Genomic DNA, 14861 nt, shown 5'->3' on the forward strand with positions numbered 1-14861 from the left:
CGAGTCGGTTGGAGGGTGGGCGAAAAGCGGTGGGACCCCGGACCTAGCAGCCCAGCAGGCGCCCGGCGAGGTAACCCTCGATCTGGTCCAGCGAGATCCGCTCCTGCTTCATCGAGTCGCGCTCCCGGACCGTCACCGCGTTGTCCTCGAGCGTGTCGAAGTCGACGGTCACGCAGTACGGCGTACCGATCTCGTCCTGACGGCGGTAGCGGCGGCCGATGGCACCGGCGTCGTCGAACTCGATGTTCCAGTTCTGCCGCAGGGCGGCGGCCAGCCCCTTGGCCTTCGGGGACAGCTCGGGGTTGCGGGACAGCGGCAGGACCGCGACCTTGACCGGCGCCAGGCGGTGGTCCAGGCGCAGCACCGTGCGCTTCTCCAGCTTGCCCTTGGCGTTCGGCGCCTCGTCCTCGACGTACGCGTCGAGCAGGAACGCGAGCATCGCGCGGCCGACACCGGCCGCCGGCTCGATGACGTACGGCGTCCAGCGCTCCCCGGCCTCCTGGTCGAAGTAGGAGAGGTCCTGGCCGGAGGCCTTGGAGTGGGCGTTCAGGTCGTAGTCGGTGCGGTTGGCGACGCCCTCCAGCTCACCCCACTCGTTGCCGCCGAACTGGAAGCGGTACTCGATGTCGGCGGTGCGCTTGGAGTAGTGGGAGAGCTTCTCCTTCGGGTGCTCGTACCACCGCATGTTCTCCTCGCGCAGGCCCAGGCCGGTGTACCAGTTCCAGCGCTGCTCCATCCAGTACTCCTGCCACTTCTCGTCCTCGCCCGGCTTGACGAAGAACTCCATCTCCATCTGCTCGAACTCGCGGGTGCGGAAGATGAAGTTGCCGGGCGTGATCTCGTTGCGGAAGGACTTGCCCATCTGCGCGATGCCGAACGGCGGCTTGCGGCGCGAGGTGGTCTGCACCTGGGCGAAGTTGGTGAAGATGCCCTGCGCGGTCTCGGGGCGCAGGTAGGCGACCGAGCCGCTGTCCTGGGTCGGGCCGAGGTGCGTCGACAGCAGACCCGAGAACTGCTTGGGCTCGGTGAACTGGCCCTTGTTGCCGCAGTTCGGGCAGTTCACGTCCGCCAGGCCGTTCTCCGGGAGGCGGTTGTGCTTGGCCTCGTAGGCCTCCTCCAGGTGGTCGGCGCGGAACCGCTTGTGGCAGGCGGTGCACTCGGTCAGCGGGTCCGTGAAGGTGGCGACGTGACCGGAGGCCACCCAGACCTCCGGGGCCAGGATGACGGACGAGTCGAGACCGACCACGTCCTCGCGCGACGTCACCATGTAGCGCCACCACTGGCGCTTCAGGTTCTCCTTGAGCTCGACACCGAGCGGCCCGTAGTCCCAGGCGGCACGCTGGCCGCCGTAGATCTCACTGCACGGGAATACGAAGCCACGGCGCTTGCTCAGGCTGACGATGGTGTCGATCTTGTCGGCGGCCACGGTGCTCTCTTCATTACGACGACGGGCGACGAAGCGAGATGCTTCAGAGCGAATGCTTCAGGTTACCGGCGGGGGCTCCCCCCCGACCAAATCGGTCCCCCATGACGGACAGGCCGCCCAGGGCTTACCAAGGTCTTACCGGTGGTTGTTGACAACGGTTTCCATGTTAGTTGAAAATGACTCTCATGAACGTACGACGCCGCCTCATACCCGCGGCCGCCGCGGCCACCGTCACCGCACTCGGCATGGCGACCCTCACCGCCTGCGGAGGTGACGCCACGGCGGCCCAGACCGGCAAGTTCGACGTCGTCGCGTCGTTCTACCCGATGGCCTTCCTCGCCGACCGGATCGGCGGGAACCACGTCCACGTCACCAGTCTCACATCGCCCGGCCAGGAACCGCACGACCTGGAGATCAGCCCCAAACAGATCATCGGGATCGAGAAGTCCGACGCGGTCCTCTACCTGAAGAACCTCCAGCCCTCCGTCGACGACGCCGTCGCCCAGTCCTCGGTGGGGACGAAGATCGACGCGGCCTCCCTGACCTCGCTGGAGCAGCACGGCAACGAGGTCGGCGGCCACGCGGCCACGCACGACACCTCGAAGAACGAGGAACTTTCCGGCCTCGACCCGCACATCTGGCTGGACCCGGTGCGCTACGCCCAGGTCGCCGAAGGGGTCGGCAAGGCCTTCGAGAAGGCCGACCCGGATCACGCGGCCGACTACCGGAAGAACACCGCCGCCCTGGTCGAGAGGCTGGACGCCCTCAACACCAAGTTCAAGGACGGCCTGGCGAACACGAGGACCAAGGTCTTCATCACCACCCACGCGGCCTTCGGCTACCTCGCCGAGCGCTACGGCCTGACCGAGGAGGCCATCAACGGCCTCGACCCGGAGTCGGAGCCGAGCGCGGCCCGCGTGAAGGACCTGGAGACCATGGCCAGGGCCGACGGCGTCAGCACCGTGTTCTACGAGACGCTCGTCAGCGACAAGACCGCCAGGACCATCGCCGCCGACGCCGGACTGAAGACGGACGTCCTCGACCCGATCGAGGGGATCACCGGCAGGTCCCGCGGCAAGGACTACTTCGCGGTCCAGGAAGCCAACCTCAAGGCCCTCCGCACGGCCCTGGGTGCCAAGTGAGTGGAGAGAAGATGACCGGCGAGCCCGTCATATCCCTGCGCGGGGTCACCGCGGAGCTGGGCTCGCGCCCCGTGCTGCGCGGCATCGACCTCGGCGTGCACCGCGGTGAGGTCGTCGCGCTGCTCGGCGCGAACGGCTCCGGCAAGTCGACCGCGATCCGTACGATCATCGGCCAGGTGCCGGCCAGCGGCGGCGAGATCACGCTGTTCGGCACCCCGCGCGGCGCCTTCCGCGACTGGTCCCGGGTCGGCTACGTCCCGCAGCGCACCACCGCCGCGGGCGGTGTCCCCGCCACCGTCACCGAGGTCGTCTCCGCCGGTCTGCTCTCCCGCACCCGTTTCGGCCTCTTCCGCAAGGCCGACCACCAGGCCGTACGGGACGCACTCGACCTGGTCGGGATGGCCGACCGGGCCAAGGACAACGTCGAGGCGCTCTCCGGCGGCCAGCACCAGCGGGTGCTGATCGCCCGCGCTTTGGTGGCCCGGCCCGAACTGCTGATCATGGACGAGCCGATGGCCGGCGTCGACCTGGCCAGCCAGGAGATCCTCGCGCGGACCCTGCGCGAGCAGGTCGAGCAGGGCACCACGGTCCTGCTGGTCCTGCACGAACTGGGCCCGCTGGAGCCGCTGATCGACCGCGCGGTCGTGCTGCGCGACGGCTGCGTCCTGCACGACGGGCCGCCCCCGCGGGCCGTGGGCCAGCACGCCCTCCCCGGCCACGACCACGTCCACCCCCACGACGAACACACGCCGCTGCGCACGGGACTGCTGAGCTGATGGACTTCCTGAACTACGCCTTCATGCAGCGCGCCCTGCTCGCCGCCGTCCTGGTCGGCATCACCGCGCCCGCCGTCGGCATCTACCTGGTCCAGCGCCGCCAGGCCCTGATGGGCGACGGCATCGGCCATGTCGCGATGACGGGCGTCGGCCTGGGCTTCCTGCTCTCCACCTCCCCGGTGTGGATGGCCACGGCCGTCTCCGTCCTCGGCGCGATCCTGATGGAGCTGATCCGCTGGTACGGCAGGACCCGCGGCGACGTCGCCCTCGCGATGCTCTTCTACGGCGGGATGGCCGGCGGGGTGATGCTGATCAACCTCGCGCCGGGCGGCTCCAACGCCAACCTGATGTCGTACCTCTTCGGCTCGCTGTCGACGGTGTCGGAGTCGGACGTGACCGCGATCTGCGTGCTCGCCGCGTTCGTCCTGCTGGTCACCCTCGGACTGCGCCGGCAGCTGTTCGCGGTGAGCCAGGACGAGGAGTTCGCGCGGGTGACGGGCCTGCCGGTGCGGGCGCTGAACCTGCTGACGGCGATCACGGCGGCGGTCACGGTCACGGTCGCGATGCGCGTGGTGGGGCTGCTGCTGGTGTCGGCGCTGATGGTGGTCCCGGTGGCCGCGGCCCAGCAGCTGAGCCGGAGCTTCGCGGCCACGTTCGCGATCGCCGTCGCGATCGGGGTGACGGTGACGATCGGGGGCACGATCACGTCGTACTACCAGTACGTTCCGCCGGGCGCGACGATCGTGCTGCTGACGATCGCCGCGTTCATCGTGCTGAGCGTGCTGGCCGCACCGCTGGCCCGGCGACGCGCCCGTGCGGCGGCCGCGCGGCGGCCCGCCGGGGATCCGGCGGAGTGCGCGATTCCGGCCGGTCGGCAGGGCGCCGACGAGGTCGGCGTCTGACCGCGCACACTCCGGGCTGGCACAATGGCCCGGCAGAAGCAGTGATGTGAGGAGGCAACCGGTGACGACCGCTGGACCGCCCGTGAAGGGCCGCTCGACCCGTCAGCGGGCAGCCGTGGCGGCGGCCCTGGACGAGGTCGACGAGTTCCGCAGCGCGCAGGAACTGCACGACATGCTCAAGCACAAGGGCGACTCGGTGGGCCTCACCACGGTGTACCGCACCCTCCAGAACCTCGCCGACGCCGGCGAGGTGGACGTCCTGCGCACGTCCGACGGCGAGTCGGTGTACCGCCGCTGCTCCACCGGCGAACACCACCACCACCTGGTCTGCCGCGTGTGCGGCAAGGCGGTGGAGGTGGAGGGGCCTGCGGTGGAGAAGTGGGCGGAGGCGATCGCGGCGGAGCACGGGTACGTCAACGTCGCCCACACCGTCGAGATCTTCGGAACGTGCGCGGACTGCGCGGAGTGCGCCGCGGGTTGAGCCCGTTGTCCGGGCGCCGCCCGGTGGGGGTTGCTCGCGCAGTTCCCCGCGCCCCTTACGGGGCGCTGAGCGTCCCACCCCTGCCCCGACCCCCGGTCAGCCCCTTCCGAAGCAGCGCTCCAGTTCGTTCAGGTCGTAGAACTTGCTGTTCTTCCTGATCGGGTGGCAGCCCTGCTTGAAGGCGACCTCCTTCTCGTTGTAGAGCATCCGCACCAGGTAGTCGTCGCCCTTCCTGAAGACGTCCCACTGGATGTTGGAGGCCAGGGAGGCGACCTCGGCGCCGCGCCAGGGGTTGTCGGCGTAGGTGTACGTCCGCTCCGGCGTCGCCGCCTTCTCGCTGCCCGGCAGCCGCATCAGCGCGGCCAGCGGGATGATCTCCTCGGCGTGGGTGAAGCGGAGTTCGGCGCCCAGCGTGCTGGTGCCGTCCCGCTTGGCCTCGGCCTGCTTGAAGAAGTCGTCGAGGAGGACACCGGCCATCTTGTAGGTGATGTCGCTGTCCGAGAAGCTCGGACCCTTCTCGTAGAAGTCCTCGGCGTCGCTGAGGTAGCCGAACCAGGCCGCGTCGCGCGGGGCGATGTAGCGGTCGAAGTCCCAGCCCTGGCCGCTCGGGCTCTCCTCGCTCATCGCGGGCGCGATGGCGTAGAGGTTGTAGACGGCCTGGGCGGCGGTGATGTCGGAGGCCGTGGCGGAGAACTCGCCGTCGACGACGCGCCGCACGAACGCCGGCTTGAAGATCTTGCCGAGGACCCGGGCGGCGGCCCTGTGCGAGGCCGGCTGGTCGGTGACCGCCGCCAGGGTCGAGGCCAGCCGCTCGTCGCCGGCCAGCCACTTCTGGTAGTCGGCGCCGCCGGCGGACTTGTGGAAGTAGAGCAGGTCCTTGTCGACCCGGGCGGTGCCGAGCGAGGCCTTGAGCGCCGGGTCGGCGTCGGTGAGGGCGGTGGCGAAGACCGTCCCGCTGTCCACCGCGCGGCCCTGGCCCGAGCTGACGACGTCGATCTTCTCGCCGTTCCCGGCGATCGAGGAGAAGAGGGAGGGCAGGCGCTTCTCCAGGCGTACCGCGGTGGCGCGGAGTTCGTCCTTGCCGCGGCCGCTGAGGTTGCCGTACCCGATGGTGCTCATGGCCGCCTCGATGGCCTGCACGTCCGGGCCGAACTCCTTGCCCAGCTCGGTGAGTTGGCCATCGGCCTCGGCCTGGTTCCAGAGCGCGAGGACCGTGTCGCCGTCCTCGCCGTCGGTGGCCGAGCGGGATCCGTGCCGGGAGACGTTCTCGGTGAACACGGCGGTGTACCCGGCGGGCGCCTGCTGGTAGGTGCGCGGGTTCTGCCCCGGGGAGTACACGGCTTTGGTGCCGTAACTGTCGCGGTGGGCAGGCCCGTTGTCCGTGGCGTGCGCGGGCAGCGCGGTGAGGAGCAGGGCGCCCAGGGCGAGGACAGGGGTGACACGCTTCATGAGGGACCGTTCCAGAGGCGGGAGACCGGGGGGCCTGGCATGATCTCCCGCATCCTGGACGGCTCTCGTGAACGGCGGGTGGCCGTCAGTCGCCGGGCTGGTTGCCCTCCATGGCCAACAGCTCCTCGTTGGGGATGGCGCCGCCGAACCGGCGGTCCCGGGAGGCGAATTCGAGGCACGCGCGCCACAGGTCACGGCGGTCGAAGTCGGGCCACAGGACGTCCTGGTAGACCATCTCGGCGTAGGCGCTCTGCCAGAGCAGGAAGTTGGAGGTGCGCTGCTCTCCGCTGGGCCGCAGGAACATGTCCACGTCCGGCATGTCCCCGTAGTACATGTGCTTCTGGATGGTCTTCTCGGAGACCTTCGACGGGTCGAGCCGGCCCGCCCTGACCTCCTCGGCGATCGCCTGCACCGCGTCGGCGATCTCGGCCCGGCCGCCGTAGTTCATGCAGAAGTACAGGGTGAGCAGGTCGTTGCCCTTGGTCTGCTCCTGGGCGACCTGGAGCTCCTTGGCGACCGACTTCCACAGCCGGGGCATCCGGCCCGCCCAGCGCACCCGGATGCCGAGCTCGTCGAGCTGGTCGCGGGTCTTGCGGATGAAGTCGCGGTTGAAGTTCATCAGGAAGCGGACCTCTTCGGGCGAGCGCTTCCAGTTCTCGGTGGAGAAGGCGTAGAGGGAGATGTTCCGGACACCGATCTCGATGGAGCCCTGCAGCACGTCGAGGACGCGCTCGGCGCCGACCTTGTGCCCCTCGGTGCGCGGCAGCCCGCGCTCCTTCGCCCAGCGGCCGTTGCCGTCCATGACGATGGCCACATGGTTGGGGACCAGCTCGCCCGGGAGCTTCGGCGGCCGGGCACCGGACGGGTGTGGCTCCGGCGTCCGGTACTCGCGGCGCCGGCTCCCCAGGATCCCGCGTACGACCATGTGCTTCTCGTCTCCCTCTAGCTCTTCTCTACGTACCTGAGCGAGCGCAGCCCCCGCTCCAGGTGCCAGTGCAGATAGGCGGACACCAGTCCGCCGCCCTCCCGGACGTGCCGTGCCTCGGCCGCGTCCGCCGTCTCCCAGTCTCCCGTAAGCAGCGCGCCGAGGAGAACCAGGGTCTGCGGGGAGGGTACGACGCTGCCGGGCACCCGGCAGTCGACGCAGACGCTGCCCCCGGAGGCGACCGAGAAGAAACGGTTCGGGCCGGGCATCCCGCATTTGGCGCAGGAGTCGAAGCTGGGCGCGTAGCCGTTGACGGCGAGGGAGCGCAGCAGGAAGGCGTCGAGGACGAGGTGGGGTGCGTGCTCGCCGCGGGCGAGTGTCCTGAGCGCCCCCACCAGCAGCAGATACTGCTGCACCGCGGGTTCGCCCTCATGATCCGTGAACCGCTCGGCGGTCTCCAGCATGGCCGTCCCGGCGGTGTACCGGGCGTAGTCGGTGACGATCCCGCCGCCGTACGGCGCGATGGTCTCGCTCTGGGTGCACAGCGGCAGCCCGCGTCCGATCAGCTCGCTGCCCCGCGCGAAGAACTGCACGTCGACATGGGAGAACGGCTCGAGCCGCGCCCCGAACTTCGACTTGGTCCGCCGCACCCCACGCGCGACGGCCCGCACCCGGCCGTGTCCACGGGTGAGCAGCGTGATGATCCGGTCCGCCTCACCCAGCTTCTGGGTGCGCAGCACGATGCCGTCGTCGCGGAACAGGCTCATGGGCCCATTCTGCCCTGCCGTGGCAGGGGACCGGTCCGGACCGGAACCTTCAAGGCACCTCGCCGCGGCTGCGGGCGTTGGCGTGGGCGGTGGCCGCGCTGAGCCGTTCGGCCTGGGTCGCGATCCGTACGGCGTCCGGGTGGGCGTCCCACTCCCGCCCTCCCCCGTACGGCCTCAGCTGCACATAGGGGCCTTCGTGCCCCATGACGATGCCCAGCCGTCCGGTACGGGTGTCGACGGCGCAGGAGCCGAGGGGGAGGTTCTTCGCGTTCACCTCACCTGGCTCCCCCGCCTCCGTGAATTTCACGCTTCGCATCACCGAGGTGGCGCTGCGTGCCTAGACTCGGCCGGAGTCTGTCCCGCACGGCCGCCCGAGCCCGGTTTCCGGGACCGCCTGCCGTGCGCGCGGTGACAGCCGTCCGTCCGCGGCCGCTGCGGCGCCGGCTCACATCAGCCCCGCCGCCGCCAGGTGCTTGCCCACGCACTCGATCTCCGCCTCCGACAGCGGCACCTGCGGCTCCGCGGTGACCGGGGATCCGATGACCCCGCGCAGATGCAGTGCCGCCTTGAACGCGCCCAGCGCCGCCGAGCTGCCGCCCATCCGGCGCCCGTCGCCGACCCGGACCATCGCGAACAGCGCGCACAGCCGCTCCTGTTCGGCCCGCGCCCGCTCCCAGTCACCGGCCCGGCAGAGCCGGTGGAGACGGACATAGCCGTCCGGGTCGACGTTGGCGAGCCCCGGTACCGCGCCGTCGGCGCCCAGCGCGAGGGCCGAGTCGACGGTCAGCTCGGAGCCGGTCAGCGCGCTGAAGCGGGGCAGGCCCCGGCTGCCGGTGACGACCTCGCGGAAGGCCGCCAGGTCGCCGCTGGAGTCCTTCAGCCCGGCCAGCACCCCGTCGGCGGCCAGCTCCAGCACCAGGTCGGCGGGGAGCTTGGTGTGGACGGCGGACGGGATGTCGTAGGCGATCACCGGGACGGGCGAGCCGTCGGCGACCAGCCGGAAGTGGCGGGCGATCTCGGCGGGGTGGGTGCGGGTGTAGAAGGGCGCGGTGGCGACGATCGCGTCCGCGCCGGCGGAGGTGACGGACTCGACGTGGTCCAGGACCCGGGGCGTGGTCATGTCGATCACGCCCGCCAGCACCGGGAGCCGCCCGGCCGCGTGCGTCACCACGGTCTCCGTGACCAGCCTGCGCTGGCGGTCCGTCAGGTACGCCACCTCCGACGTCGAGCCCAGCACGAACAGGCCGTCCACCCCGGCCGCCACCAGATGGTCGACGAGCCCGCGCAGGGACGGGACGTCCACCTCGCGGTCCGGGGTCAGGGGGGTGCAGACGGGCGGTACGACACCGGTCAGCGGGGTGGGCAGGGTCATCAGGGCTCCCTGGGCAGGCTGTGGCTCGGCTGGTCCTCCTCCAGTGGATGGTGACAGCGGTAGCGGTGAGCGGTGCGTGACGCGGCCGTGAAGTCAGGCATGCGGACGGCACACTCGTCGTCCGCCTTCCAGCAGCGGGTGCGGAACGGGCACCCGGACGGCGGTCGGGTGGCCGAGGGGACCGGACCGGTGAGCGGGATGGGGTCGATCGGGCGGAGCAGGCCGGGAGTGGCCGAGAACAGGGCCCTGGTGTACGGGTGCCGGGCGTGCTCGCTGACCTCGGCGGCCGGGGTCTCCTCGACGATCCGGCCCAGGTACATGGTGATCACCCGGTCGCTCATCCGCCGTACCGTCTGGATGTCGTGGGAGACGAAGACCATGGCGAGGCCGAGCCGCTCGCGCAGGTCGAGGAGGAGGTTGAGGATCTGGGCGCGGACCGAGACGTCCAGCGCGCTGGTCGGTTCGTCCGCCACCACCAGGTCGGGGTCCAGGGCGAGCGCCCGGGCGATCGCCACCCGCTGCCGCTGTCCGCCGGAGAGCTGGCCGGGCAGGGCCTCGGCGAGGGCCCGGGGCAGACCGACCAGGCCCATCAACTCCCGCACCCGGTCCTCCCGTTCGGCCCGGGTGCCGCGCTCGTGGACGTCCAGCGGGTCGCGAAGGATACGGCGCACCGGCAGCCGGCGGTTGAGGGCCGTCGACGGGTCCTGGAAGATCATGCCGGTGCCGGCGCCGACGGCCGACCGGCGTTCGGCCCCCGGCATCGCCCACAGGTCGCGGCCGTGGACGGTGACCGTGCCGGCGGTCGGCCGCTGGATGCCGACCAGCACCTTCGCCAGCGTCGACTTCCCGCACCCCGACTCGCCGACCACGCCGACCGTCTCGCCGGGCGCCACGGTGAGATCGGCGCCGGTCAGCGCGTACACCCGGTCCCGGCCGAAGACACCTCCACCGCGGGACCGGTGGACCACGTGGACGCCGGCCAGCTCCACCGCGCTCATGTCACCGCCTCGGTGCTCGCCAGGTCGACGGCCGGGTGGTGGCAGGCCGCGGTGTGGATACGGGAGCCGACCAGGTCCGGTGCCGTCGTACGGCAGACCTCGCTCGCCGCCGGGCAGCGGTCCGCGAAGCGGCAGCCCGCCGGGAAGTCGGCCGGGGACGGCACCACGCCCCTGATCTGGGTCAGCCGCTCGGCCCCGGACTCCAGCGACAGCACGCTGCCGAGCAGGCCGCGCGTGTAGTGGTGGGCCGGGGCGGCGACCAGCTCCGCGGTGACGCCGGTCTCGACGATCTGTCCGCCGTACATCACCACCACCCGGTCGGTGACGTCCGCGACGAGGGCCAGGTCGTGGGAGACGAGGATCAGCGCGAAGCCGAGTTCCTCGCGGAGGCGGAGGAGGAGTTCCATCACCTGGGCCTGGACGGTGACGTCGAGGGCGGTGGTCGGTTCGTCGGCGATGATCAGGCGGGGGTCGCGGGAGAGGGCCATGGCGATCAGGACGCGCTGGCGTTGGCCGCCGGAGAGTTCGTGGGGATAGCTGCGGAGCGTTCCACCGGGGTCGAGGCCGACGAGGGCGAGAAGTTCGGCCGGGGTGTGGTGGCCGCCGCGTCTTGTCAGCTGCTTGAGCTGGGCGTTGACGGTCATGGAGGGGTTCAGGGAGGACAGGGCGTCCTGGTAGACCATCGCGAGTTCGTGGCCGAGGAGGCGGCGGTGGGGGGTGGTCAGGTCTACGGGCGGCTGCGGGCCGGCGGGGGTTGATCGTGCCCGCACGGCGGTAGCCGCATGTTCGATACCGCCCCGCGCCCCTTTGGGGCGCGTTCCCTCACCGGGGGAGAAATCGATCCGGCCCGTCACCCGCGCCGTCTTCGGCTGCAGGCCCATGATCGTCAGCGCCGTCAAGGACTTTCCGCAGCCCGACTCTCCCACCAGGCCCAGTACCTCACCCGGATGCACCTCGAAGCTGATGCCGTCGACGATGTTCACGCCCCGGTGGCGGTCGGGGAAGCCGATGGCCAGCCGCTCCACGGCCAGTACCGGCTGACCGTCCGGAACGGGCGGCCGGGCGCGGGCGCGGAGTCGTTCGCCGGCCTCCGCCAGCCCGGGCAGCTCCAGGACCTCGCCCCGCTCGACGGTCTCCACCGGATCGGCCCCTGTCGGCTCCGTCTCCCGCGGCGCCGGGGACGCCCACGCGTCCGAGACGCCCTCGGAGAGGATGTTCAGGGAGAGGACGGTGAGCAGGATCAGCAGGCCGGGGAAGAGGGTCGCCCACCAGCCGCCCGTCAGCACCATGTTCCTGCCGTCCGCGATGACGCTGCCCCAGGACGGGTCCGGGGGCCGCACGCCCGCGCCGATGAAGGACAGGGACGCCTCGAAGACGATGGCCTCGGCGACCTGGACCGTGCAGAAGACCAGGACGGGGGCGGCGCAGTTGACGGCCACGTGGCGGAGCACGATGTGGGGGGTGCGGGCGCCGATCACGCGTTCCGCGGTGACGTAGTCCTCGCCGTACTGGTCGAGGACGTTCGCCCGGACCACGCGGGCCACGGGCGGGGTGAAGAGGAAGGCGATCGCGCAGATCAGGACCGTGATGCCACCGCCGAAGACGGCGACCAGGACGGCGGCCAGGGCGATGCCCGGGAACGCCATCACCACGTCCAGGCAGCGCATCAGGGTCTCGTCGACGCCTTTGCGGGAGGTGGCCGCGAGCGCGCCGAGCAGCGCGCCGGCGAGCAGGGCGAGGCCGGTCGCGCCGAGGCCGATGGCGAGGGACCAGCGGGCGCCGTACATCAGCCGGCTGAGGATGTCCCGGCCGAGGCTGTCCTGGCCCATCCAGTGGCCGGCGGAGGGGTGCCCGGTGCCGTCGGCGGGTGCCTGCTGGGCGAGGGGGTCGTCGGGGGCGAGCAGGGGCGCGCACACCGCCACCAGGACGACCACGGCCAGGAAGACGAGGGCCGCCCTGGACAGCGGGGACAGTCTGCGCAGTCGTACGCCGGGACGGGCCAGGGCGGTGGTGAGGGCCGCGCGGGTGAACGTCGTCATGTCGCCTCCCTCAGACGGGGGTTGACCAGCAGGTAGAGGACGTCGATGACGAGGTTGACGACGACGAAGCCGGTCGCGGTGGTGAGGACCACGCCCTGGACGACGGCCGGGTCGCCGTTCTGCACGGCGTCGATCATCAGCTTGCCCATGCCGGGCAGGGCGAAGATGGTCTCGATGACGACGGCGCCGCCGAGCAGGTAGCCGACCCGCAGACCGAGCACGGTCAGGGGGTTGACCAGCGCGTTGCGCAGGACGTTGCGGCCGACCACGACATGGGGTGGCAGCCCGCTGCCGATCGCCGTGCGGACGTAGTCCCGGTCGAGTTCCTCGACCACCGAGGTGCGGACGATCCGGGTGAGCTGGGCGGCGACCGGGAGGGAGAGCGCGAGGGCGGGCAGGGCCATGGTCTTCAGCCAGCCGGTGACGGAGTCCTCCGGGTTGATGTAGCCGCCGGAGGGGAACCAGCCCCGGTCGACGGCCAGGTACTGGATCATCAGCAGCGCCAGCCAGAAGGCGGGGGCGGCGACGCCGACGAGCGAGAGCACCCGGATGGCCTGGTCCGGCCAGCGGTCGCGGTGGATGGCCGCGGTGACACCGCCGGCCAGCGCCAGGACGACCGCGATGCCGAGGCCGAGGAAGGTCAGCTGGAGGGTGAGCGGCAGGGCGGTGGCGACCTGGTCGAGGACCGGGGTGCGGGTGAGGGCGCTGGTGCCGAGGTCGCCGTGGAGCAGACCGCCGACGAAGTGGACGTAGCGCAGGGGCAGGGGGTCGAGGAGGCCGTTGCGTTCGCGGAAGTCGTGGAGCTGTTGCGGGGTGGGGTTGGCGCCCTGGAAGAACGCGGACGCCGGGTCGACGTCGGAGAAGCGCATCACCAGGAACACGAACAGGGCGATGCCGAGCAGCAGCGGCACCAGCAGGACGATTCGGCGCAGCAGGATGCGCAGGACGGCGTTCATGCCGTCAGGCCCACTTGGCCGTCAGGACGTTGATGCCGGGGTAGGGCTGGGCCCTTATGCCGGTGAGCCTGCGCGGGTCCCAGGCGGTGATCAGCTCGTTGTGGACGACCGGGTAGAGGACGGCCTGTTCGGCGACGATGTCGACGTAGTCCTGGATCATCGTCTTCTTCTTCTCGGGGTCCGGTTCGCGGGTGGCCGCGTCCATGTCCTTGAAGAGCCGCTTCGCGACGGCGTTGTCGGACCAGCGGGCGTACCCCATCCAGAGGTTCTCGGGGCCGTAGTTGTAGTGCATGATCAGGTCGGCGTCGAGGCCGAACTGGTTGGGGTTCGAGACGGCGGCGACGACCTGGTAGTCCTGTTTCTGGTCCATCTTGGTGAACACGGCCGTGGTCTCCTGCGGGGACAGGGTCGTGGCGACGCCGATCGCGTCCCAGGACGACTTGATGGTGGGCAGGCAGTCGACGATCCAGCTCACGTTGACGGCGAGGATGTCGATTCTGAGCCCGCTGACGCCGGCCGCCCTGAGGAGCGCCTTCGCCCTTTCGGGGTCGTGGTCGTAGACCGTCTTCGCCCTGCGGTAGGCGGGGTTGGTCTCGTTCAGGAACGAACTCGCCGGTTTTCCGTGGCCCTTGAGGGCGACCTCGACGATCTTCGCCTTGTCGATGGCGTAGTGCAGGGCCTGCCGGACCCGGACGTCGTCGAAGGGTTTGTGCCGCGTGTTGAACATCAGGAACAGGTTGTTCATCCCGGCGCCGCCGCCGACCGACAGTCCGCCCTGTTCGAGGCGGGTGATGTTGGCGTAGGGGATGTTGTCGGAGATCTGTGCGCCCGCGCCGACCCCGGAGATCCTGGCCACCCGTGAGGCCGCGTCGACGATCGTCAGCCAGTTCATCCGCCGGAAGGCGGCCCTGCGGGGGCCGTTGTAGCCGTCGTACGCGGCGAAGGTGGTGTTCGACTTCGGGTGGTGCCCGGTCTGCCGGTACGGTCCCGTGCCCACCGCGAGTCCCTTGATCGCGTCGTCCCAGGCACCGGGCCGGGAGAACACGCGCCTGGGCATGATCTTGGCGAGGGTGAGGCGGGCGACCCCGTCCGGGAAGGGGAATCTCAGGACCAGGTCGACGGTCCGGCTGTCGATCTTGCGGGCCTCCTTCAGCCAGCTCGCGAAGAAGCCCTTGGCGAGGGTCTGGGTGCCCGGGTCGAGGATCCGGTCGAAGACGAAGACCACGTCGTCGGCGGTGACCGGCCTGCCGTCGTGGAAGGTGGCGCCCGGGCGCAGGGTGAACCGCCAGGTGGTGGCGTCCGGGTCGGCGGGCAGCCGGGTCGCCAGCGCCGGATAGGGGGCGCGGGTGATGGGGTCGGTGTCGGCGAGGCCCTCGTAGATGTGGTTGTTGGCGGCCATCGCGAACGCGGACGCGGTCTGGGTCGGGTCCCAGCTGCCGTCGTTGCCGTAGCCGATGACGGCCGTCAGGGTGCGGTCGGAGCCGCTGCCGCCGAGGTCGATCGTCGACTTGGGCCCGCAGGCCGTCAGCGAGGCGGCCGCCCCCAGTGCGCCGGCGTGTTTCAGGAACGTCCTGCGGCCGTGGGTCGCCTCGTCGCGCACGGTGCCTCCAGCGTGGGGGAAAAGGAGA

General features: G+C 70.8%; 14 protein-coding genes. 4 read left to right on the plus strand and 10 right to left on the minus strand.

The genetic code is table 11. From position 1 onward, the window contains the following. Positions 1-43: 43 nt before the first annotated feature. Positions 44-1426 carry a glycine--tRNA ligase gene (locus tag ACZ4N4_RS04170; protein ID WP_467584214.1) on the minus strand — a complete coding sequence of 461 codons (1383 nt, stop codon included), beginning with the start codon at positions 1424-1426 and terminating at the stop codon, positions 44-46. Positions 1427-1611: 185 nt separating this feature from the next. On the opposite strand from ACZ4N4_RS04170, the gene ACZ4N4_RS04175 reads away from it, so the two are divergent. The 4 genes from ACZ4N4_RS04175 to ACZ4N4_RS04190 all read left to right on the plus strand — a co-directional run bounded on the left by ACZ4N4_RS04175 (position 1612) and on the right by ACZ4N4_RS04190 (position 4727). Then, on the plus strand, positions 1612-2568 hold the full coding sequence (locus ACZ4N4_RS04175) for a metal ABC transporter substrate-binding protein (protein ID WP_467584216.1): 957 nt from the start codon (positions 1612-1614) through the stop codon (positions 2566-2568). Positions 2569-2579: 11 nt separating this feature from the next. Beyond that, positions 2580-3344, plus strand: coding sequence for a metal ABC transporter ATP-binding protein (locus ACZ4N4_RS04180; RefSeq protein WP_467584219.1), 765 nt, complete (start codon positions 2580-2582; stop codon positions 3342-3344). Further along, positions 3344-4246, plus strand: coding sequence for a metal ABC transporter permease (locus tag ACZ4N4_RS04185; protein WP_467584221.1), 903 nt, complete (start codon positions 3344-3346; stop codon positions 4244-4246). Before ACZ4N4_RS04180 ends, ACZ4N4_RS04185 begins: the two co-directional genes overlap by 1 nt. 61 nt (positions 4247-4307) lie before the next feature. Then, positions 4308-4727 carry a Fur family transcriptional regulator gene (locus ACZ4N4_RS04190; RefSeq protein ID WP_467584224.1) on the plus strand — a complete coding sequence of 140 codons (420 nt, stop codon included), beginning with the start codon at positions 4308-4310 and terminating at the stop codon, positions 4725-4727. A 96-nt stretch (positions 4728-4823) separates the two neighbouring features. Here ACZ4N4_RS04190 and ACZ4N4_RS04195 read toward each other — a convergent pair whose 3' ends face one another. The 9 genes from ACZ4N4_RS04195 to ACZ4N4_RS04235 all read right to left on the minus strand — a co-directional run bounded on the left by ACZ4N4_RS04195 (position 4824) and on the right by ACZ4N4_RS04235 (position 14833). Next, the gene (locus ACZ4N4_RS04195; protein WP_467584227.1) at positions 4824-6176 is read right to left on the minus strand and encodes a histidine-type phosphatase; all 1353 of its coding nucleotides are present in this window, start codon (positions 6174-6176) and stop codon (positions 4824-4826) included. Between the two features lie 85 nt (positions 6177-6261). Further along, a complete protein-coding gene (locus tag ACZ4N4_RS04200; RefSeq protein ID WP_453572865.1) occupies positions 6262-7101 on the minus strand; it encodes an isoprenyl transferase in 840 nt (279 codons plus the stop codon). A 17-nt stretch (positions 7102-7118) separates the two neighbouring features. Continuing rightward, positions 7119-7868: a DNA repair protein RecO gene (gene recO / locus ACZ4N4_RS04205; protein ID WP_351691460.1), complete on the minus strand. Its 750-nt coding sequence runs from the start codon at positions 7866-7868 to the stop codon at positions 7119-7121. 49 nt (positions 7869-7917) lie between these two features. Continuing rightward, the gene (locus ACZ4N4_RS04210) at positions 7918-8142 is read right to left on the minus strand and encodes a hypothetical protein (RefSeq protein WP_352218895.1); all 225 of its coding nucleotides are present in this window, start codon (positions 8140-8142) and stop codon (positions 7918-7920) included. A 171-nt stretch (positions 8143-8313) separates the two neighbouring features. Then, on the minus strand, positions 8314-9240 hold the full coding sequence (locus ACZ4N4_RS04215) for a dihydrodipicolinate synthase family protein (protein ID WP_467584230.1): 927 nt from the start codon (positions 9238-9240) through the stop codon (positions 8314-8316). Then, on the minus strand, positions 9240-10238 hold the full coding sequence (locus tag ACZ4N4_RS04220; RefSeq protein WP_467584233.1) for an oligopeptide/dipeptide ABC transporter ATP-binding protein: 999 nt from the start codon (positions 10236-10238) through the stop codon (positions 9240-9242). Before ACZ4N4_RS04220 ends, ACZ4N4_RS04215 begins: the two co-directional genes overlap by 1 nt. Next, positions 10235-12277, minus strand: coding sequence for a dipeptide/oligopeptide/nickel ABC transporter permease/ATP-binding protein (locus ACZ4N4_RS04225; RefSeq protein ID WP_467584235.1), 2043 nt, complete (start codon positions 12275-12277; stop codon positions 10235-10237). Before ACZ4N4_RS04225 ends, ACZ4N4_RS04220 begins: the two co-directional genes overlap by 4 nt. Next, positions 12274-13233, minus strand: coding sequence for an ABC transporter permease (locus tag ACZ4N4_RS04230; RefSeq protein WP_453572860.1), 960 nt, complete (start codon positions 13231-13233; stop codon positions 12274-12276). Before ACZ4N4_RS04230 ends, ACZ4N4_RS04225 begins: the two co-directional genes overlap by 4 nt. Before the next feature lie 4 nt (positions 13234-13237). Beyond that, on the minus strand, positions 13238-14833 hold the full coding sequence (locus tag ACZ4N4_RS04235; RefSeq protein ID WP_467584238.1) for an ABC transporter substrate-binding protein: 1596 nt from the start codon (positions 14831-14833) through the stop codon (positions 13238-13240). Positions 14834-14861 lie beyond the last annotated feature (28 nt).

The sequence above is a fragment of the Streptomyces sp. NPDC026538 genome (genome assembly GCF_055567535.1).

Bases quoted from the DNA above. Each gene is read 5' to 3' on its own strand.
- ACZ4N4_RS04200 (WP_453572865.1), bottom strand. From the start codon at position 7,101: ATGGTCGTACGCGGGATCCTGGGGAGCCGGCGCCGCGAGTACCGGACG.
- ACZ4N4_RS04185 (WP_467584221.1), top strand. From the start codon at position 3,344: ATGGACTTCCTGAACTACGCCTTCATGCAGCGCGCCCTGCTCGCCGCC.
- ACZ4N4_RS04180 (WP_467584219.1), top strand. From the start codon at position 2,580: ATGACCGGCGAGCCCGTCATATCCCTGCGCGGGGTCACCGCGGAGCTG.
- ACZ4N4_RS04230 (WP_453572860.1), bottom strand. From the start codon at position 13,233: ATGAACGCCGTCCTGCGCATCCTGCTGCGCCGAATCGTCCTGCTGGTG.
- ACZ4N4_RS04225 (WP_467584235.1), bottom strand. From the start codon at position 12,277: ATGACGACGTTCACCCGCGCGGCCCTCACCACCGCCCTGGCCCGTCCC.
- recO (WP_351691460.1), bottom strand. From the start codon at position 7,868: ATGAGCCTGTTCCGCGACGACGGCATCGTGCTGCGCACCCAGAAGCTG.
- ACZ4N4_RS04175 (WP_467584216.1), top strand. From the start codon at position 1,612: ATGAACGTACGACGCCGCCTCATACCCGCGGCCGCCGCGGCCACCGTC.
- ACZ4N4_RS04195 (WP_467584227.1), bottom strand. From the start codon at position 6,176: ATGAAGCGTGTCACCCCTGTCCTCGCCCTGGGCGCCCTGCTCCTCACC.
- ACZ4N4_RS04215 (WP_467584230.1), bottom strand. From the start codon at position 9,240: ATGACCCTGCCCACCCCGCTGACCGGTGTCGTACCGCCCGTCTGCACC.
- ACZ4N4_RS04220 (WP_467584233.1), bottom strand. From the start codon at position 10,238: ATGAGCGCGGTGGAGCTGGCCGGCGTCCACGTGGTCCACCGGTCCCGC.